Origin of the sequence: Salipiger pallidus (assembly GCF_014643635.1) — a bacterium.
Lineage (GTDB): Bacteria > Pseudomonadota > Alphaproteobacteria > Rhodobacterales > Rhodobacteraceae > Salipiger > Salipiger pallidus.
On record NZ_BMJV01000006.1, the window covers coordinates 133,165 to 152,152 of the forward strand.

Annotated in this window: 16 protein-coding genes; 11 read left to right on the forward strand and 5 right to left on the reverse strand. The window is 61.1% G+C overall.

Features of this window, described 5'->3' with window-relative positions:
- Nucleotides 1–145: 145 nt before the first annotated feature.
- From rho to IEX41_RS14830, 6 genes are read left to right on the forward strand one after another with little or no spacing between them, the layout of a single operon-like run.
- Nucleotides 146–1,417: a transcription termination factor Rho gene (gene rho, locus IEX41_RS14805; RefSeq protein WP_188791033.1), complete on the forward strand. Its 1,272-nt coding sequence runs from the start codon at nt 146–148 to the stop codon at nt 1,415–1,417.
- A 20-nt stretch (nt 1,418–1,437) separates the two neighbouring features.
- Nucleotides 1,438–2,721, forward strand: coding sequence for a tRNA uridine-5-carboxymethylaminomethyl(34) synthesis GTPase MnmE (mnmE, locus tag IEX41_RS14810; RefSeq protein WP_188791034.1), 1,284 nt, complete (start codon nt 1,438–1,440; stop codon nt 2,719–2,721).
- A gap of 12 nt (nt 2,722–2,733) precedes the next feature.
- Nucleotides 2,734–4,602 carry a tRNA uridine-5-carboxymethylaminomethyl(34) synthesis enzyme MnmG gene (mnmG, locus tag IEX41_RS14815; protein WP_188791035.1) on the forward strand — a complete coding sequence of 623 codons (1,869 nt, stop codon included), beginning with the start codon at nt 2,734–2,736 and terminating at the stop codon, nt 4,600–4,602.
- Entirely contained in the window at nt 4,599–5,222 is a 624-nt protein-coding gene (rsmG, locus tag IEX41_RS14820) for a 16S rRNA (guanine(527)-N(7))-methyltransferase RsmG (protein WP_188791036.1), read from the forward strand. The genes mnmG and rsmG overlap by 4 nt, the downstream gene beginning before the upstream one ends.
- On the forward strand, nt 5,215–6,024 hold the full coding sequence (locus tag IEX41_RS14825) for a ParA family protein (protein WP_188791037.1): 810 nt from the start codon (nt 5,215–5,217) through the stop codon (nt 6,022–6,024). Before rsmG ends, IEX41_RS14825 begins: the two co-directional genes overlap by 8 nt.
- A gap of 37 nt (nt 6,025–6,061) precedes the next feature.
- Complete coding sequence (locus tag IEX41_RS14830) at nt 6,062–6,979, forward strand: ParB/RepB/Spo0J family partition protein (protein ID WP_188791038.1); 918 nt, start codon at nt 6,062–6,064, stop codon at nt 6,977–6,979.
- A gap of 76 nt (nt 6,980–7,055) precedes the next feature.
- Here the strand turns inward: IEX41_RS14830 and hemW are convergent, their stop codons facing one another.
- The 3 genes from hemW to rph are packed head-to-tail and all read right to left on the reverse strand — an operon-like array spanning nt 7,056 to nt 9,536.
- Nucleotides 7,056–8,222, reverse strand: a complete 1,167-nt coding sequence (gene hemW / locus IEX41_RS14835; RefSeq protein WP_188791039.1) for a radical SAM family heme chaperone HemW — start codon at nt 8,220–8,222, stop codon at nt 7,056–7,058.
- On the reverse strand, nt 8,215–8,826 hold the full coding sequence (gene rdgB, locus IEX41_RS14840) for an RdgB/HAM1 family non-canonical purine NTP pyrophosphatase (protein ID WP_188791040.1): 612 nt from the start codon (nt 8,824–8,826) through the stop codon (nt 8,215–8,217). The genes hemW and rdgB overlap by 8 nt, the downstream gene beginning before the upstream one ends.
- Nucleotides 8,823–9,536 (reverse strand): ribonuclease PH, encoded by a 714-nt coding sequence (rph, locus tag IEX41_RS14845; RefSeq protein WP_188791041.1) that lies wholly within the window; start codon nt 9,534–9,536, stop codon nt 8,823–8,825. The genes rdgB and rph overlap by 4 nt, the downstream gene beginning before the upstream one ends.
- Nucleotides 9,537–9,650: 114 nt before the next feature.
- On the opposite strand from rph, the gene hrcA reads away from it, so the two are divergent.
- Nucleotides 9,651–10,715: a heat-inducible transcriptional repressor HrcA gene (hrcA, locus tag IEX41_RS14850; protein WP_188791042.1), complete on the forward strand. Its 1,065-nt coding sequence runs from the start codon at nt 9,651–9,653 to the stop codon at nt 10,713–10,715.
- A gap of 9 nt (nt 10,716–10,724) precedes the next feature.
- A complete protein-coding gene (locus IEX41_RS14855) occupies nt 10,725–11,279 on the forward strand; it encodes a nucleotide exchange factor GrpE (protein WP_188791043.1) in 555 nt (184 codons plus the stop codon).
- A 109-nt stretch (nt 11,280–11,388) separates the two neighbouring features.
- Here the strand turns inward: IEX41_RS14855 and mutS are convergent, their stop codons facing one another.
- Nucleotides 11,389–14,037 (reverse strand): DNA mismatch repair protein MutS, encoded by a 2,649-nt coding sequence (mutS, locus tag IEX41_RS14860; protein ID WP_188791044.1) that lies wholly within the window; start codon nt 14,035–14,037, stop codon nt 11,389–11,391.
- A 135-nt stretch (nt 14,038–14,172) separates the two neighbouring features.
- Between mutS and IEX41_RS14865 the strand changes: the two genes are divergently transcribed.
- Nucleotides 14,173–16,428 (forward strand): NADP-dependent malic enzyme, encoded by a 2,256-nt coding sequence (locus IEX41_RS14865; protein WP_188791045.1) that lies wholly within the window; start codon nt 14,173–14,175, stop codon nt 16,426–16,428.
- Nucleotides 16,429–16,461: 33 nt separating this feature from the next.
- Nucleotides 16,462–17,337, forward strand: coding sequence for a ribokinase (locus tag IEX41_RS14870; RefSeq protein WP_188791046.1), 876 nt, complete (start codon nt 16,462–16,464; stop codon nt 17,335–17,337).
- Between the two features lie 13 nt (nt 17,338–17,350).
- Here the strand turns inward: IEX41_RS14870 and msrA are convergent, their stop codons facing one another.
- Entirely contained in the window at nt 17,351–18,004 is a 654-nt protein-coding gene (msrA, locus tag IEX41_RS14875; protein WP_188791047.1) for a peptide-methionine (S)-S-oxide reductase MsrA, read from the reverse strand.
- Nucleotides 18,005–18,155: 151 nt separating this feature from the next.
- On the opposite strand from msrA, the gene IEX41_RS14880 reads away from it, so the two are divergent.
- Nucleotides 18,156–18,869, forward strand: a complete 714-nt coding sequence (locus tag IEX41_RS14880) for a sulfotransferase-like domain-containing protein (RefSeq protein WP_188791048.1) — start codon at nt 18,156–18,158, stop codon at nt 18,867–18,869.
- Nucleotides 18,870–18,988: the final 119 nt, after the last annotated feature.

Sequence of the window (18,988 nt, forward strand, 5' to 3'; positions counted from 1 at the left end):
GAGTCCTCGGCCTCCAGCGCTCACCGGAAAAGATTGACTCACCACCCCCTGAGAAGTACCCCACTAGCCGACCCCCGTTCGGGACAGTCGTTTTCCGAAAGACACCATTTGCGAGGCCGCTTGCGCGGCCCGGAAGGACGCATGCATGAGTGAAGAAAAGCTCAATCTCGCGGATCTGAAGGCTCAGAGCCCCAAGGATCTGCTTGCCATGGCCGAAGAGCTCGAGATCGAGAACGCATCGACCATGCGCAAAGGCGAGATGATGTTCCAGATCCTGCGCGAGCGGGCTGATGAGGACTGGCAGATCTTCGGTGATGGCGTGCTTGAGGTTCTCCAGGACGGCTTTGGCTTCCTGCGCTCGCCCGAGGCGAACTATCTGCCCGGCCCCGACGACATCTATGTGTCGCCCGAGATGATCCGGAAGTATTCGCTTCGCACGGGCGACACCGTGGAAGGTGAGATCAAGGCGCCTGACAACGAAGAACGCTACTTCGCCCTTACCGATGTCTCGAAGATCAACTTCGAAGAACCGGAACGTGCGCGTCACAAGATCGCCTTCGACAACCTCACGCCGCTCTACCCGGACCAGCGCCTGAAAATGGAGATCGAAGATCCCACCATCAAGGACCGGTCCGCTCGGATCATCGACCTGGTCGCTCCTATCGGCAAAGGCCAGCGGTCGCTGATCGTGGCGCCGCCGCGTACGGGTAAAACCGTTCTGCTCCAGAACATCGCGTCCTCGATCGAAAAGAACCACCCCGAGTGCTACCTCATCGTTCTGCTGATCGACGAGCGCCCCGAAGAGGTGACCGACATGCAGCGGTCCGTGAAGGGCGAGGTGATCTCCTCGACTTTCGACGAACCCGCCACACGGCACGTTGCAGTGTCTGAGATGGTCATTGAAAAAGCCAAACGCCTGGTCGAACACAAGCGAGATGTGGTCATCCTTCTTGATTCGATCACAAGACTTGGTAGGGCGTTCAACACCGTGGTGCCGTCGTCGGGCAAAGTTCTGACCGGTGGCGTCGACGCCAACGCGCTGCAGCGTCCGAAGCGTTTCTTTGGTGCCGCACGGAACATTGAAGAGGGTGGTTCGCTGACCATCATCGCCACCGCGCTGATCGATACCGGTTCGCGCATGGACGAAGTGATCTTCGAAGAATTCAAAGGTACAGGCAACTCCGAGATCGTGCTCGACCGCAAGGTGGCCGACAAGCGCGTGTTCCCGGCGATGGACATCCTCAAGTCCGGTACTCGGAAAGAGGAACTTCTGACCGACAAGATCGACCTTCAGAAGACATTCGTTCTGCGGCGGATCCTCAACCCGATGGGCACCACAGATGCCATCGAGTTCCTGATCTCGAAACTGAAGCAGACCAAGACAAATTCTGAATTCTTTGACTCGATGAACAGCTAAGGACCGGCCGGGAGGCAGTCTTGGACACCATCTTTGCTCTTGCAAGCGCGCCGGGTAAGGCCGGCGTGTCGGTCATCCGACTCTCGGGTCCATTGGCATGGGACGCGGCCAGCCGACTTGCAGGTCGGTTGCCGCACCCCCGACATTCTGCACTGCGGAAATTACGCGATCAGCAGGGTCAGGTGCTTGATGAAGCGCTTGTCTTGACCTTCGAAGAGGGCGCGAGCTTTACCGGTGAGAAGGTTGTAGAACTTCACCTTCATGGAAGTATCGCGATTCAGCGCGCAGTGATGCGTGAACTGGATGCCGTCGATTCTTTGCGTATCGCAGAACCAGGAGAGTTCACGCGTCGCGCCCTTGAAAACGACCGCTTGGACCTGACCCAGGTTGAAGCGCTTTCTGATCTAATTGAAGCAGAAACTGAAAGTCAGCGCATCCAGGCACTGCGCGTATTTTCCGGAGCTCTGGGCGAAAAGGTTGAGGCGTGGCGAAAGGATCTGATAGCGGCTGCGTCCCTGATAGAAGTCACGATCGACTTTGCTGATGAAGACGTGCCGGTCGATGTCACTGAGCCGGTTTGCGAGCTTTTGGACAAAGTCGCTGCCGCGCTAAACGCACAACTGTCTGGGCTGGACGCAGCAGAGCGTATCAGGACCGGTTTCGAGATTGCCATTCTTGGGGCGCCCAATGTCGGTAAATCTACACTACTGAACGCTCTCGCAGGTCGTGATGCGGCCATAACCTCTGATATTGCTGGTACGACCCGCGATGTCATCGAGGTCCGTATGGAAATTGCTGGTTTGCCTGTCACTCTCCTAGACACTGCTGGACTGCGCGAGACGGAAGATCCGGTTGAAAAGCTTGGGATTGAGCGTGCAAGGCTGCGCGGCGAAAGCTCTGATCTTCGTGTCATCCTAACCGATGATCGTGGGATGCCTGACGTTGATCTCCGCGAAGGTGACATTGTCGTCCGCTCCAAAGCCGATGAGACGTCTGATAAGGTTGGGATTTCAGCCAAGACTGGGCTCGGCATAGATGCGTTGATCAAGGAAATTGGCGAACATCTCGAAGGTTTGACTGCAGGAGCCGGGCTCGCGACGCGAGAACGCCACCGGGTGGCTTTTCTTGAAGGTTACCATGCGATAAGACAGGCAAAAGAGCTGCTTCTTCGCGGTTCGGACTGGTATGATTTGGCGGCTGAAGAGCTGCGTGGCGCGATTCGATCACTGGAACTGCTCATCGGGCGCGTGGATGTCGAGAATTTGCTCGACGAGATCTTCTCGAATTTTTGCCTCGGCAAGTAAGGAGTGTTTCACGTGAAACATCGCGACTTCGACGTTATCGTTGTGGGTGGTGGCCATGCGGGTACTGAAGCGGCATCAGCCTCCGCTAGGATGGGGGCGAAAACGGCGCTGGTGACCCTGAACCTCGATGGCATCGGCGCAATGTCCTGTAATCCGGCCATTGGTGGATTGGGAAAGGGGCATCTTGTCCGCGAGATTGATGCGATGGATGGCATCATGGGCCGCGTCGCTGATCAGGCAGGTATTCAGTTTCGGCTACTGAACCGTCGTAAAGGTCCGGCTGTACAGGGGCCGCGTGCACAAGCGGACCGCAAGCTCTATCGCCGCGCAATGCAAGCTGAGATGACCAGACAATCCGGGATCCGCCTGGTGTTCGGAGAGGCAGTCGACCTCATTATTGACGGCGGTCAGGCTAGGGGAGTCATCCTCGGGGATGGGTCAACCATCAATGCTGGTGCGGTGATTCTGACAACTGGAACGTTCCTTCGTGGCGTTATCCATATTGGTGACGTGTCGCGTCCTGGTGGTCGAATGGGGGAAAAGCCATCGGAAAAGCTGGCAGAGCGCATCGACGATCTCGGTTTACCGCTTGGCCGTTTAAAAACAGGCACGCCGCCTCGGCTTGATGGCCGCACCGTTGCTTGGGCCGAGCTTGAGGGGCAGCCGGGTGATGAAGAACCCGTCGTGTTCAGTTTCCTATCCAAGAAGCCCTTTGTCCGCCAAGTTTCTTGCGGCATCACTCACACAAATGAGCGAACTCACGACATCATTCGTGAGAACTTGGGCAGGTCTGCGATGTATGGTGGTCATATTGAGGGGATAGGCCCTCGATACTGTCCGTCTATCGAGGACAAGGTGGTGCGTTTCTCGGACAAGACCTCCCATCAGATCTTCCTTGAGCCGGAAGGCCTGGATGATCCCACTATTTACCCCAATGGGATCTCAACCTCGCTCCCTGAGGACGTGCAGCTAGAGTATGTGCGGTCGATCAAAGGGCTTGAGAATGTTGAAATCATGCAGCCGGGCTACGCGATCGAATATGATTTTGTCGATCCGCGATCGCTTGATTTGCGGCTTGGGATCAAGGATGTGAGTGGCCTCTATTTGGCTGGTCAGATTAATGGCACGACTGGATATGAAGAGGCAGCAGCACAAGGATTGGTAGCGGGGTTGAACGCTGCATCTGAAGCGTTGGGGCGCGACGAGGTGCTGTTTGGCCGCTCAGATTCCTACATCGGCGTTATGATCGATGATTTGACCTCCCGTGGAGTGACCGAACCGTACCGGATGTTTACATCTCGCGCGGAGTTCAGGTTGTCATTGCGAGCGGACAACGCCGATCAACGTCTCACTCCAAAGGCAATTTCGCTTGGATGTGTGGCCTCAGAGCGCCGTCGCGCTTTTGAAGACAAGATGGAACGTTGGAGCGAGGTTAAGACCTCTCTGGAATCTAAACTCTTTGGTCAAAAAGATCTCGCCCAAGCCGGTGTCCAACTTTCTGCGGACGGGCAGAAGCGTAACGGTTTCCAGCTATTGGCGCTGCCCGATGTTTCGGTAAAAACGCTTTCCAGAATTGACCCGGATCTTGAGTATGTCGACCATGAGATCGCAATTCAGTTGGAGCGGGACGCTCTTTATGCGAACTATATCGCGCGACAACAACGCGATGTAGATGCGCTTCGTCGAGATGAGAACCTTTCAATTCCGACAGATTTCAGCTTCCTTCAGCTCGAAGGCCTCTCAAATGAGCTGAAGCAGAAGCTAGAGAAGGCTCGCCCATCTAACCTGTCTCAGGCAGGTAAAGTGGATGGCATGACACCGGCAGCGCTCTCTCTTTTGCTGCTTCGCATCCGTCGCGATACTCAGGCACGCACTGCATGACCGTGTTGCACGAAAATCTGACTGGACTAGATGTTTCACGTGAAACAACGGAGCGTCTGCAACACTTAGACGTTCTGCTGCGAAAATGGACACCGAAGATAAACCTGATCTCCAAGAACTCCGTCAACGAAAGCTGGTCCCGGCATATTCTAGATTCGGCCCAAGTCTTTGAAGTTAACTTAATGGATGTGGATAAGTGGGTGGATATCGGATCTGGGGGAGGGTTTCCCGGGCTCGTCGTGGCGATCCTGTCAAAGGAATTGAGGCCTGATTTAAAGGTAGTAATGATCGAAAGCGATCAAAGGAAGTGTGCATTCCTGCGCTCTGTATTGCGGGAAACTGGCGTAAAGGCTGATGTTATCACAGCCCGCATCGAAGAGGTTGAGTCACAGAAGGCTGATGTTCTTAGCGCTCGTGCATTGGCTGACTTGACCACTCTCTTGGGTTTCGCGGAACATCATCTTGCACCGTCCGGCCACTGCGTCTTTTTAAAAGGCGCTAGTTGGGAAAAAGAAATCGCGGACGCAGAGAAAACGTGGAAGTTCACCTACAGTCAGCGTAAAAGTATTACAGATCCAAACGCAGTCGTCCTGACCATCGGAGCGCCGACCCATGTCTGATCCGTCGCGGCCCAGCAGCGCCAAAATCATAGCAATCGCGAACCAGAAGGGCGGTGTCGGCAAGACCACTACGACCATCAACCTTGGGGCGGCCCTGGCAGAGAGGGGACTTCGTGTTCTCGTGGTCGATCTTGACCCACAGGGCAATTCGTCGACCGGCTTGGGGATCGAGCCTGGCGAGCGGGAATACACGAGTTATGAGCTACTCTTGGATGATGTACCACTAAATGAAGTTGTTCAGAGCACAGCGCAGGAAAATCTGTCGCTCATCCCAGCGACGGTGGACCTGAGCTCCGCAGATGTTGAGTTGGTGTCTAACGAAAAACGCAGCTTCCTGCTGCATGACGCCCTGCGCCAGCCGGACATCGATTTTTTCCGGTTCGATTACATTCTGATAGACTGCCCTCCGTCTTTGAACCTGCTCACGGTCAACGCGATGGTCGCGGCTCATTCGGTCCTCGTGCCGTTGCAGAGCGAGTTCTTCGCGCTCGAGGGCCTGTCGCAGCTGATGCTAACGATCCGCGAAGTACGGCAGAGCGCGAACCCTGATTTGCGCATCGAGGGCGTTCTTCTTACCATGTTCGACGCTCGCAACAATCTGTCGCGCCAAGTCGAGGATGATGCGCGGGACAACCTCGGAGACCTGGTCTTTTCGACCGTCATTCCCCGCAACGTTCGGGTCAGTGAAGCGCCGTCCTACGCGATTCCCGTCCTGACATATGACAGCCAGTCCAAGGGGGCCGTGGCCTACCGGGCGCTGGCGGATGAACTTCTTCGCAAGAACGCGAAGCTGGCCGCCTGACAGGATAAAGAAAAGATAAATTGAGAGAGCAGCAGTCATGGCAGAGAAAAAAGAGCAACGCAGGGGTCTTGGCCGAGGGCTCTCTGCGCTGATGTCCGACGTCGATATTGCGCCGTCGCGCACCGAAGAGCCCAGCACTCCGAAGTCCCCCGATCGGATGGTGCCGATCGAGAATGTGATTCCGAACAAGGATCAGCCGCGACGTAGTTTTACCGATGAACAGCTGAAAGAACTTTCGGACTCGATCCGTGCAAAGGGTATTCTTCAGCCGATCATCGTCCGACCTGCGCCGGGTGATGAGACGAAGTTTGAAATCGTCGCTGGTGAACGCCGCTGGCGCGCTGCGCAGCTCGCCAAACAGCACGAAGTTCCGGTCCTTGTCCGCGACCTGAATGATCAGGAAACACTTGAGATTGCGATCATCGAGAACATCCAGCGGGCTGACCTGAACGCGATCGAAGAAGCTGCCGGCTACAAGCAGCTCATGTTCAAGTTTGGACACACGCAGGAGAAGATTGCAGAAGCGCTAGGGAAGAGCCGGAGCCATATTGCGAACCTTCTGCGTCTTCTGAACCTCCCGGAGGGCGTTCAGGAATTCGTACGCAATGGTGAACTGAGCGCTGGACATGCCCGTACGCTGGTGACCGCCAAGGACCCTGACGCCATGGCGCAGGAAATCATCCGCAAGAAGCTGACGGTCCGCCAGGCCGAAGCGCTTCTGCGCGCGGAAACCCAGCCGGCGCGGCCAAAGGTTTCGTCGACGCCCAAGGCGGCTAGTGAAGAAGGCGAGAAGGATGCCGACACCCGAGCGCTCGAAGGCGATCTGTCAGCCGCTCTTGGCATGAAGGTGACCGTGTCACACAAGCCGGGAACCACGCAGGGTAGGGTTACGATCGCTTACGAGGATCTGGACGAACTCGACACCCTTTGCATGATCCTCAGCTCAGGTCGTTGATCCGGTCGAAAGTTGATAGATTGAGAAGAGGCCCCGGCGATCTGGGCCGGGGCCTTTTCGTTTTCAAGCCGTGGACTCAGACACTGAGAAGTTCTGAGGTTAGCGTGTTGAGCACCAAGCGCCCTTGCGGCGTTGCACCGAACCGATCATCTTCCCGCCAGATTAGCCCGAGGTCTTGGTAATAAGCCAGCGGAAGCGCGTCGGCCCAGGTGCCGCCGATCTTGCGGGCGCGGGTCATGCTGACGCCTTCGGTCAGGCGAAGGCCCATGAGCAAAAACTCATTCCAGACATCAGCACGGGGCAGGGGCTCAAGCTCGGCATCTGCGGATCCTGTTTCTGCGGCCCTGATCCAGTCGCCGGGCATCTTACGAGCGACGGTGGCGTGCCGCGTGCCGTTCATGGTGACGCGGCCATGGGCACCGGGGCCGATGCCCACGTAGTCACCGCTGCGCCAGTAGACGAGATTATGCCGCGACATGGCGTCGGGTAGGGCGTAATTAGACACTTCGTAGGCTGAAAAGCCCTTGGCAGCGGCGATTTCGGCAGTCGCTTCGTACATGTCGGCGCCGAGGTCTTCGTCCGGAAGGCCGCGCAACTTCCCCGCCTGAGCCCGATCCCAGAAGGCGGTGCCTTGCTCGACCGTGAGCTGGTAAAGCGAAAGATGATCTCCCGCGAGATCCAGCGCTTCGTTAAGTTCTGTTTCCCACTCCGGCAGGCTCTGACCTTGGCGTCCGTAGATCAGGTCAAAGCTCACGCGGTCGAAGCAGGACCGCGCCACGTCGAGCGCCTTCAGCGCATCGTCGACCCCATGCAAACGTCCGAGCCGGCGCAGATCATCCGGGCGCAGCGCTTGCACGCCAAGGGATACCCGGTTCACGCCGGCATGAGCGAAGCCTTCGAACTTGGAGATCTCGACTGAGCGGGGATTGGCCTCAAGCGTGATTTCGATGTCATTCGACCACGCCCAGTGGGCCCGGCTGGCGTCGATCACGGCGCGGACGGTGTCTGGAGCCATCAAGGACGGGGTCCCGCCACCGAAATAAATGCTGTCGAGCTTGCGCCCCTCGGTGAGGGCGCCGTAGCGGTGAAGCTCGGACACCAGCGCCTCCGCCCATCTCGACTGATCGACATGGGCGGTGACATGGCTGTTGAAGTCGCAATAGGGGCACTTGGCCTCGCAGAAGGGCCAATGCACGTAAAGGCCGAAGCCCCCCTCGCGCCAGCTGGTGTACGGTTCAGCCAAAGCAGCCCGTCACGAACTTGGCGAAGGCATCGGCGCGGTGGCTGATCTTGTTCTTCTCCCAGCGGTCCATCTCGCCGAAGGTGATGTCGTAGCCCTGCGGCTGGAACACCGGGTCGTAACCATGGCCTTGCTCGCCGCGCATGGGCCAGACGACAGCGCCTTCCATGGTGCCGGGGAAGACCTCGTCATGTCCATCGGGCCATGCAAGGACCAGCGTGCAGCAGAAACGCGCGGTCCAAGGCTGTTCGGCATCGCTGGCGACCAGCTCGTCATGAGCGCGAGTCATGGCCATGAGAAAGTCGCGACCCGTCTCTGTTTCGGCCCAATCGGCAGTGTAGACACCAGGAGCACCGTTCAGGGCGTCAATCTCGATACCGCTGTCGTCAGACAGGGCCGGCAGCCCAGTCGCCTTGGCGGCGGCATGGGCCTTGATGCGGGCGTTTTCCACGAAGGTGGTGCCGTCTTCGACCGGTTCGGGCAGATCCATCTCGGCGGCGCCGACGACGCTGACGCCGTAAGGGGCCAGAAGGTCGCGGATCTCATCCAGCTTGCCCTTGTTGTGGGTGGCGACAAGCAGCTTGTCACCCGTGAAACGCCGGGTCATGCGCAGGCCGCCTTCTGGGCTGCAACCAGTTCGGACACGCCCTTTTCGGCAAGGTCCATCAGCTGGGTCATCTGATCGCGCGAGAACACAGACCCCTCGGCCGAGGTCTGCACCTCGATCAGGGCACCGTCGCCGCGCAGGATGAAGTTGCCGTCGACGCCTGCTTCGCTGTCCTCGGCATAGTCGAGGTCGAGGATCGCCTGGCCGGCATATATCCCGCAGGAGACGGCTGCCACCGGCGACACCAGCGGATCGGTGACGATGTCGCGGGCCTTGAGCAGCTTGTTGACCGCAAGACGCAGGGCGACCCAGCCGCCGGTGATCGCGGCGCAACGGGTGCCGCCGTCAGCCTGGATCACGTCGCAGTCTACGGTGATCTGACGTTCGCCAAGCGCGTTGCGGTCGACCCCGGCGCGCAGGGCGCGGCCAATGAGGCGCTGGATCTCGACGGTGCGGCCCCCTTGCTTGCCGGTGGTCGCCTCGCGGCGCATGCGCGATCCGGTCGAACGGGGCAGCATGCCGTATTCCGCCGTCACCCAGCCAAGGCCCGAGCCTTTGATGAAGGGGGGCACGCGGGGCTCCAGAGAGGCGGTGCAAATCACGTGGGTGCCGCCAATCTTGATGAGGCACGAGCCTTCAGCATGTTTCGTGACGCCGGTCTCGATTGAAACCTCACGCATTTCACTTAGATCTCGTCCAGACGGTCTCATTGGTGCCCCTTTCGTCAGTTGCGTTCGGGGATAATCTTGCCCGACAATCCCCGCAACCCCGATTGACCTCGCCAGAGGCCCGCTTTTAATGGTCATGAGGACCCGGAGAGAGTGATGACAGAGGGAAGCAGAATTCTTGACGAGATGAACGATCGCTCGCGCGAAGTGTTTCGCCGCGTGGTCGAAAGCTATCTTGAACTCGGCGAACCCGTCGGGTCGCGCACGCTGACCCGGACGCTGTCCGAGAAGGTGTCGGCGGCGACGATCCGGAACGTGATGCAGGATCTCGAATACCTCGGTCTGCTCGACAGTCCGCATGTGAGCGCCGGACGCATCCCCACGCAGCTTGGTCTGCGGATGTTCGTGGATGGTTTGCTCGAGGTGCGGGATCTCGACCAGTCGGACCGGCAGATGCTCGACGCCACGCGCGGGAAGGGCGCCGATGACGTGGGTGGTTTCCTCGACCGGGTCGGGGCAGCGCTGTCTGGGGTGACGCAGGGTGCGAGCCTTGTGATGACCCCCAAGCACGAAGCGCCGATCCGGCATATCGAGTTCGTCAGCCTTGGCCATGACCGGGCGCTGGTGGTGCTCGTATTCGCCGATGGCCATGTGGAGAACCGGCTCTTCACCCCGCCGCCAGGGCAGACTCCGAGTTCCATGCGCGAGGCCGCCAACTTCCTCAACGCGCTGATCGAAGGACGGACCCTGTCCGAGCTGCGCGGCATCATGGCCGAGGAGATCGCCAAGCGCCGGCAAGAGATCGACGGCCTTGCCGCCGAGATGATCGAGGCCGGGCTGGCCAGCTGGGAAGGCGAGGGCGACAATTCCGCCCGGCTGATCGTGCGCGGCCGGTCACACCTTCTGGCAAGCGAATCCGAAAGCACTGAACTGGACCGCATCCGCACGCTTTTCGACGACCTCGAGCGCAAGCGGGACATTGCCGAGTTCCTCGATCTGGCCGAGAGCGGCGATGGCGTGCGCATTTTTATCGGCTCCGAGAACAAACTTTTCTCACTTTCGGGTTCCTCTCTGGTGGTGTCTCCTTATATGAACGCGGACCGTAAGATCATCGGCGCGGTGGGCGTGATCGGCCCCACGCGCCTCAACTATGGCCGGATCGTACCGATTGTGGATTACACGGCCCAGCTGGTCGGCAAGCTGATTGCCGAGCGGAGCTAGAGGTTAAACATGGCAGACCCGAAGAACGACGAGTTTCTGGACGATATCGAAGCGGCAGAGGCCGAGGCCTACGCTGAGGACGAAGCCGAGATCGACGACGCTGCGCTGGAGCTTGATTCGCTCCGGGCCGAGCGGGACGATTTCAAGGATCGCTACATGCGGGCCCTGGCCGATGCCGACAACGCCCGCAAGCGCGCCGACAAGGATCGCCGCGAGGCGCAGCAGTACGGCGGCTCCAAGCTGGCCCGCGATCTGCTGCCGGTCTACGACAACCTGCACCGTGCGCTTGGCGTGGCCAAGGAAGAGAACGCGGCGGCGCCGCTCGTCGAAGGCATCGAGCTGACCCTGCGCGAGCTGGTGAACGTCTTCTCCAAGCACGGCATGACAACGATCTCGCCGCAGGTGGGTGACAAGTTCGACCCGCAGCATCACGAGGCGATGTTCGAGGCGCCGGTGCCGGGCACCAAGGCGGGCGAGATCATTCAGGTGTCTGCCGAGGGCTTCATGCTCTACGACCGTCTGCTGCGTCCGGCGCAGGTGGGTGTGAGCTCCATGCAGGGCTGATTGCCTGGCGGTGAGCGGGAATGGGGGCGCTGCCCCCTCGGCCTGCGACCTCACCCCCGGCGTATTTTGAAAGAGAAGAAGATGGGGGCGGTGCCGTGTGGCGCCGCCCTTACTGTTTCACGGGAAGCAGGGCCTTGAGATCGTATAGCGCCTGCAGCGCTTCGCGCGGGGTGAGGTCGTCCGGGTTGATCGTGCTCAGGCTCTGTTCGAGCTGCGACGGCTCCGTGCTGGCCTTCGGACTGGGGGGCGGCGCCGCGGCGGCGGAAAAGAGGGGCAGGTCGTCGATCAGGGCCTTGGGCGCGGCGCTGTCGCGTTCGCCCTTTTCCAGCGCTTCGAGGACCGTGCGGGCACGGGCGATCACCGGCTTGGGAAGTCCGGCGAGCTGTGCCACTTGTACCCCGTAGGAGCGGTCGGCGGCGCCGTCCTTGACCTCGTGCAGAAAGATCACCTCGCCGTCCCATTCCTTGACTGCAACGGTGGCGTTTTTCACGCCGGCAAGTTTCCCCGCAAGTTGGGTGAGTTCGTGGTAGTGGGTGGCGAAAAGGCCGCGGACCCTGTTGCTGGCGTGCAGATGCTCCAGTGTCGCCCAGGCGATTGAGAGGCCGTCGTAGGTGGCGGTGCCGCGGCCGATCTCGTCGAGGATCACCAGCGCACGGTCGTCCGCCTGATTGAGGATGGCGGCGGTTTCCACCATTTCGACCATAAAGGTCGAGCGGCCACGAGCCAGATCGTCCGACGCGCCCACGCGGCTGAAGATCTGGCTGACGAGGCCGATATGGGCACTTTGTGCGGGGACGTGGCAGCCCATCTGAGCAAGCAATGCAATAAGGGCGTTCTGCCGCAGGTAGGTCGATTTACCCGCCATGTTCGGGCCGGTGAGCAGGTTAACGGCGGCGGCGTCCCCTTCGGCGTTCAGGGCACAGTCATTGGCAATGAACGGCCCGGCCCCCTGCTGTTGCAGGGCACGCTCCACCACCGGGTGGCGGCCACCGCGAATGTCGAAAGCGCGGCTGTCATCCACCTTGGGGCGGGTCCAGTCCTGCGCTTTCGACAGGTCCGCAAGGCCGAGGGCAAGATCGAACTCCGACAGGGCAAGGCCGGTTTCCGCGAGGGCGGGAGCCTCGGCCAAAATGGCATCTTTCAAGGCAGCATAGAGACGCTTTTCGATCTCGAGCGCCTCGTTGCCGGCATTGAGAATGCGGGTTTCGAGCTCGGTCAGTTCCACCGTGGTGAATCGCACCTGGTTTGCGGTGGTCTGGCGATGGATGAAGGTCTCGTTCAGGGGGGCGGACATCATCTTTTCGGCGTGGGTGGCCGTGGTTTCGATGAAGTAGCCCAGCACGTTGTTATGCTTGATCTTGAGCGCGTTGACGCCCGCCTGTTCGGCGTAGCGCCCCTGCATGGCAGCGATCACGCTCCGCCCTTCGTCGCGCAGTTCGCGCGCCTCGTCGAGGGCGGCATCGTAGCCAGGTGCGATGAAGCCGCCGTCACGGGTGAGCAAGGGTGGTTCGGCCACCAAGGCGGCGTCGAGCAGGTCCAGCAGCTCGTCCTGTCCTGCGAGGGAGGCCTTGGCGTCGTCAAGCAGCGGGGGCAGAGCGGCCTGGTCGAGCCGCTGGCTCAGTTCCTGTGCCTGGGTGAGGGCACCGCGTACTGCCGTGAGGTCACGCGGGCCGCCCCGGTCGAGGCCAAGCCGCGAAAGGGCACGGTCGATGTCGGGCACCTTGCGAAGCATGTCGCGCAAGGCTTGGGCGTCGGCGGTCTGCATGGCCCAATCGACTGCATCAAGCCGTCCGTGGATCACCGACAGATCGCGCGACGGCGACGACACTCGCCGTTCCAGAAGCCGCCCGCCGCCGGGGGTGACCGTGCGGTCGATCACCGACAGAAGCGAACCCTGCCGCCCCCCATTCATTGAATGCGTCAGTTCGAGGTTGCGACGTGTGGCCGCATCGATCTGCAGCAAGCGCGAGATGGCGTCGCGCTGCGGTACGCGCAGCAGCGGCAGTTTGCCCTTTTGTGTGATGTCGAGGTAGTCGACTAGTGCACCCATGGCGGCAAGCTCGGCCCGCTCGAAATTTCCGAAACCTGAAAGAGTCTGCACGCCGAAGAGGGTGCACAGCCGCGTCTCGGCCCCGGCGCTGTCGAAGGACGCGCGGCCAAGCACCGTGGGATCGATTCCCAGATCAGAGAAAACTTCCCGAAGCACTTCGTCGGTGCCGTCAGACACCAGCAGCTCGGAGGGCGCCAGCCGCGCCAGTTCCGCGCCAATGCGGCTCTGACCAAGGGGCATGACATGAAAGGCGCCGGTCGAAATGTCAGCCCAGGACAGGGCCCATTCGTCGCGAACCTTGCCCAAAGCGGCAAGGTAGTTGTGGCGCCGCGCCTCGAGCAGGGAATCCTCGGTCAGGGTGCCGGGGGTCACAAGGCGCACCACGTCGCGGCGCACCACGGACTTGTGCCCACGCTTCTTGGCCTCGGCTGGGCTTTCCATCTGCTCGCAGACTGCGACACGGAACCCCTTGCGGATCAGTGTCAGAAGATAGCCTTCGGCGGCATGGACCGGCACACCGCACATGGGGATGTCGTCGCCATCATGCTTGCCGCGCTTGGTCAGCGCGATGTCGAGAGCCTCGGCCGCGGCGGCGGCATCGTCGAAGAACAGCTCGTAGAAATCGCCCATGCGGTAGAACAGCAGCGCGTCCGGATGCCCTGCCTTGATCTCGAGATATTGCGCCATCATCGGCGTGACTGCCGTCATGTTCTTCCCCGTCTGCCTGCTGTGATTTGCATATCAAAGGCCCGGACCGAGACGAAAGGCGAAAACCACGCAGTTGAGCGGAGGTGCGCCCTGCGGTATGAGCAACGACGCCGGATTGCCAGGAGAGTAAACGACATGGCCAAGATGAAGTTCACGCGGGAAGAGGCGCTCGCCTTTCACCTTGAGCCCACGCCGGGCAAATGGGAGGTGCAGGCGACGGTGCCGATGACCACGCAGCGGGACCTGTCGTTGGCCTATTCGCCGGGCGTCGCCGTGCCTTGTGAAGATATCGCCCAGAACCCCGAGCTGGCCTATGATTACACCAACAAGGGCAACCTCGTCGCGGTGATCTCGAACGGGACGGCTGTTCTGGGTCTTGGCAACCTTGGCGCGCTGGGGTCAAAGCCGGTGATGGAAGGCAAGTCGGTTCTGTTCAAGCGGTTCGCCGATGTGAACTCCATCGACATCGAGCTGGATACCGAAGACCCGGATGAATTCATCAAGGCAGTGAAGCTGATGGCTCCCACCTTCGGGGGCATCAACCTCGAGGACATCAAGGCGCCCGAGTGCTTCATCATTGAACAGCAGCTGAAAGAGCTATGCGATATTCCGGTGTTCCACGACGACCAGCATGGCACCGCCGTGATCTGCGCCGCCGGCCTCATCAACGCGCTGCATCTGTCGGGCAAGAAGATCGAGGACGTTAAAATCGTGCTCAACGGCGCCGGGGCGGCGGGCATCGCCTGCCTCGAGCTGGTCAAGGCCATGGGCGCCAAGCATGACAACTGCATCATGTGCGACACCAAGGGCGTGATCTATCAGGGCCGGACCGAGGGCATGAACCAGTGGAAGTCGGCCCATGCCGCGACCACCTCGGCCCGCACGCTTGAGGATGCGATGAAGGATGCGGACGTGTTCCTTGGCGTGTCGGCCAAGGGCGCGGTAACGCCGGCCATGGTGGAAAGCATGGCCGAGAACCCGGTTATCTTCGCCATGGCCAATCCCGACCCCGAGATCACCCCCGAAGAGGCCCACGAGGTGCGCCCCGACGCCATCGTCGCCACCGGGCGGTCGGACTACCCGAACCAGGTGAACAACGTGCTGGGCTTCCCGTATCTCTTCCGCGGCGCGCTCGACATTCACGCGCGGGCCATCAACGACGAGATGAAGATCGCCTGCGCCGAGGCGCTTGCCGCCATCGCCCGCGAGGATGTGCCGGACGAGGTGGGGCTGGCCTATGGCAAGCAGCTGAGCTTCGGGCGCGATTACATCATCCCGACGCCGTTCGATCCGCGCCTCATACACCGCATTCCCACCGCTGTGGCCAAGGCGGGCATGGATACCGGCGTGGCGCGGCGGCCCATCATCGACATGGACGCCTACGAGGAAACGCTCAAGGGCCGCATGGACAGCACCGCGCCGATGCTGCGGTCGATCAACAACCGCGCCCGTCAGGCGCAGGCCCGGATGCTGTTCGCGGAAGGCGACGATCCGCGCGTGCTGCGCGCCGCGGTCATGTACCAGCGCAACGGCTTCGGCAAATCCATCGTCGTGGGCCGCGACGAAGACGTAAAGCGCAAGCTCGAAGAGCTGGGGCTTGGCGATGCGATCCGCGAGATCGAGGTGGTGAACGCCGCCAACACCCGGCATCTCGAGACCTACAAGGATTTCCTCTACGAGCGTCTTCAGCGCCGGGGCCGCGACCTCAAGGACATCCACCGTCTTGCGGCGCGGGACCGTCACGTCTTTGCCTCGCTGATGCTCGCGCACGGGCATGCGGACGGCCTTGTCACCGGCGCGACCCGCAAGTCAGCGCATGTGATGGAGCGGATCAACACCGTCTTCGACGCCGATGCGCAGCATGGCGCGGTCGGGGTGACGGCGCTTCTGCTCAACGGGCGGATCGTTCTGATTTCCGACACGCTGGTGCATGAATGGCCGGACGAGAACGACCTTGCCACCATCGCTGAACGTGCCGCCGGTGTGGCGCGGCATCTGGGCCTTGAACCGCGGGTGGCCTTCGTGTCCTTCTCGACCTTCGGATACCCGGTGTCGGAACGTGCCACCAAGATGCATGTGGCGCCGCAGGTGCTGGATCAGCGTGGCGTTGATTTCGAGTACGAGGGAGAGATGGCCGTGGACGTGGCGCTGAACGTCAAGGCGCAGGAGGCTTATCCCTTCCAGCGTCTCACCGGCCCGGCCAATATCCTCGTGGTGCCTGCGCGGCACTCGGCGTCGATCTCGGTCAAGCTCATGCAGGAGATGGCAGGGGCCACGGTGATCGGGCCGATCCTTGCCGGTGTCGACAACTCGATCCAGATCTGCTCGACGGGCATGACTGCGAACGACATCCTCAACATGGCGGTTCTGGCGGCCTGCAAGGTCGGCTGAGCCCGCCTGTACTCAAAGAGAAAGGACAGGATCGTGACGATCTACAACCTTGGATCCATCAACGCGGACCTGTCCTATGCGCTGCCGCATCTGGTCGCGCCCGGTGAAACCCTCGCCGCCACAGACCTGCGGCGCGGGCTGGGCGGCAAGGGGGCCAACATGTCCGTCGCCGCCGCGCGGGCCGCGGGCCGGGTGCTGCACATCGGGGCCGTCGGAGCGGATGGCGGCTGGGCCGTCGAGCGGATGATGGAATACGGCGTCGACACGCGGCATATCGCGACGGTGGATGCACCCACCGGCCACGCCATCATCATGGTGGATTCCCACGGCGAGAACAGCATCATCATTCATCGGGGCGCCAACTATGCGATCCCCAAGGATATCGTCGCGCAGGCGCTGTCCGATGCCTCGACCGGGGACATCCTGTTGCTGCAGAACGAAACCCTGATGCAGGCCGAGGCTGCCCGCATGGCGCATGACATGGGGCTGCGCGTGATCTATGCCGCCGCGCCCTTCGACGCCGAGGCCGCGCGCGAGGTCATTCCCCACACCGACATCCTCGTGCTCAACGCCATCGAAATGGAACAGCTTCTGGCCACGACCGGGATGGATCTGCCCAAGCTTGGCGTGGGCTGTGTCATCGTCACCGAAGGTAGATACGGTGGGCGCCTGCACCGGGCCGAGAATGGCTGGGCCGCTGAACGGTTCGAAACGCCCAAGGTCGAGCCTGTCGACACGACCGGCGCGGGCGACACCTTTACCGGCTACCTTGCGGCGGGGCTCGACCGGGGGATGCCGCTGCAGCAGGCGATCCGGCTGGCAAGCCGGGCCGGAGCGCTGATGGTCACCCGGCACGGTGCGGCGGACGCGATCCCCGACCTCAAGGACCTGCAGGACTCGGGGCTGTGATCGGCCCCTCGGGTCAGCCGCCCACGAAGGGCGCATCGCTGCCCCAAAGCTCGCGCACGCGCTGATCGCGGCCGCAGGCCTCGCGGTAGCGATCATATGCGTTGGACTGGCGGATCGGGCCGAACCGGCTCAGGATGAGATTGTCGCCCTTGTAATAATCCTGGTGCTCGGCCTCGGCGGGCCAGAATGTCTGTTCGGGCAGGATCGGGGTCACCACCTTTGCACCAAGGGCGGACTGGGCATTGGCCTTGGCCTGCTGCGCCGCGGCCTTGTCGGAGCCCGAGGCAAAGATCGCAGTGCGGTAGCTTTCGCCCCGGTCGCAGAACTGACCACCGGCATCAAGCGGATCGACGGACCGGAAAAACAGCGAATACAGCTGGTCCCGGCTGACCTTGCTGTCGTCATACCGGATTTGCACCGCCTCATAATGGCCAGTGCCGCCGCGGCTGACCTGTTTGTAGCTTGGATTGTCGGTGGACCCGCCGGTATAACCGGACACCGCCTCGATGACGCCGGGGACCTTCTCGAAGTCGGCCTCCACGCACCAGAAGCAGCCACCGGCGACGGTAATCTTCTGTTCTGCGGCAAAAGTAGGGGCCGTCAGCAGTGGGATGGCGGCTAGGCTGGCAAGGGCAAGACGGGTGGCTCTGCGAAAAATATGGGGCATGGCGGTTCTCCTCTGTCCGTAATGCTGGTGCAGGGTGGCGGGCGGATCAATCCCGTGGGCGTCGCTTCACCGGAAGGTGAGCGAGGCGGAGGGTTACGAAAGACCTGCGCGGGGAAACCATCTGTCAACTTTCCTGCCTCAGGGTGTCCACATGAGAATCGCGATGTGGTCCGTGCCGCGAAGTCTTTCGACGGCGATGATGTATGCCTTCGGCAACAGGCCCGACTTCCATGTCGTGGATGAGCCGTTCTATGGCCCTTACCTGCGGCGCACCTGGTTGCCGCATCCAATGTCCTACGAGATCCGGCGCGACCGGGTCCGTACTGCCAAGGAGGTGGCTAGGTCTCTTTCTGGGCCCATCCCCGACGGCAAGGCGCATGCGCTACACAAGCATATGTGTCCGCACATGATCCGTGGAATCCCGCGGGAATTCATGAAGGATTGCACGCATGTCTTCCTTATCCGCGACCCGGCGCGCGTGATATCGAGTTTTGCCCAAGGGCTCGAGACACCCACAGAACACGACCTCGGGTACGAGGTGCAGGCAGAGCTGTTCGACCATGTAGTGAAAATTGGTCTGCAGCCTCATGTCATATGCATGGGGGACATTCTCGAAGACCCTGAGGGACGGTTGACGGACCTGTGCGATGCCATCGGCCTCGATTTCCTTCCGGACATGATATCATGGCCCAGTGGCGGCCACCCGGGAGAGGGCATCTGGGCGTCTTACTGGTACGAGGATGCGCACCGCTGGACCGGCTTCCCCGATCCCGAAGGCGCGGTGCCAGCGCTCGAGGGGCGCAACGCTGATCTGTGCCGGAAGGTCATGCCTCACTACGAAAAGCTTCTCGAACGGGCGATGTGACAGACGCTGCGCCAAGGCAAAAACCTGCAAAAAAATCGGATTTTCTGAAACCAGTCACTCCCGTCCTCCGTGTATTCGCCAGAACCGAGGTCGAACTGGCCATCGGAAGACCGAAAACA

What these genes read in the sequence shown, in the direction of transcription:
- IEX41_RS14880 (WP_188791048.1), top strand. Translation starts at nt 18,156, where the DNA reads ATGAGAATCGCGATGTGGTCCGTGCCGCGAAGTCTTTCGACGGCGATG.
- IEX41_RS14855 (WP_188791043.1), top strand. Translation starts at nt 10,725, where the DNA reads ATGGCAGACCCGAAGAACGACGAGTTTCTGGACGATATCGAAGCGGCA.
- mutS (WP_188791044.1), bottom strand. Translation starts at nt 14,037, where the DNA reads ATGACGGCAGTCACGCCGATGATGGCGCAATATCTCGAGATCAAGGCA.
- IEX41_RS14825 (WP_188791037.1), top strand. Translation starts at nt 5,215, where the DNA reads ATGTCTGATCCGTCGCGGCCCAGCAGCGCCAAAATCATAGCAATCGCG.
- msrA (WP_188791047.1), bottom strand. Translation starts at nt 18,004, where the DNA reads ATGCCCCATATTTTTCGCAGAGCCACCCGTCTTGCCCTTGCCAGCCTA.
- rho (WP_188791033.1), top strand. Translation starts at nt 146, where the DNA reads ATGAGTGAAGAAAAGCTCAATCTCGCGGATCTGAAGGCTCAGAGCCCC.
- hrcA (WP_188791042.1), top strand. Translation starts at nt 9,651, where the DNA reads ATGACAGAGGGAAGCAGAATTCTTGACGAGATGAACGATCGCTCGCGC.
- rdgB (WP_188791040.1), bottom strand. Translation starts at nt 8,826, where the DNA reads ATGACCCGGCGTTTCACGGGTGACAAGCTGCTTGTCGCCACCCACAAC.
- IEX41_RS14830 (WP_188791038.1), top strand. Translation starts at nt 6,062, where the DNA reads ATGGCAGAGAAAAAAGAGCAACGCAGGGGTCTTGGCCGAGGGCTCTCT.
- rsmG (WP_188791036.1), top strand. Translation starts at nt 4,599, where the DNA reads ATGACCGTGTTGCACGAAAATCTGACTGGACTAGATGTTTCACGTGAA.
- IEX41_RS14865 (WP_188791045.1), top strand. Translation starts at nt 14,173, where the DNA reads ATGGCCAAGATGAAGTTCACGCGGGAAGAGGCGCTCGCCTTTCACCTT.
- rph (WP_188791041.1), bottom strand. Translation starts at nt 9,536, where the DNA reads ATGAGACCGTCTGGACGAGATCTAAGTGAAATGCGTGAGGTTTCAATC.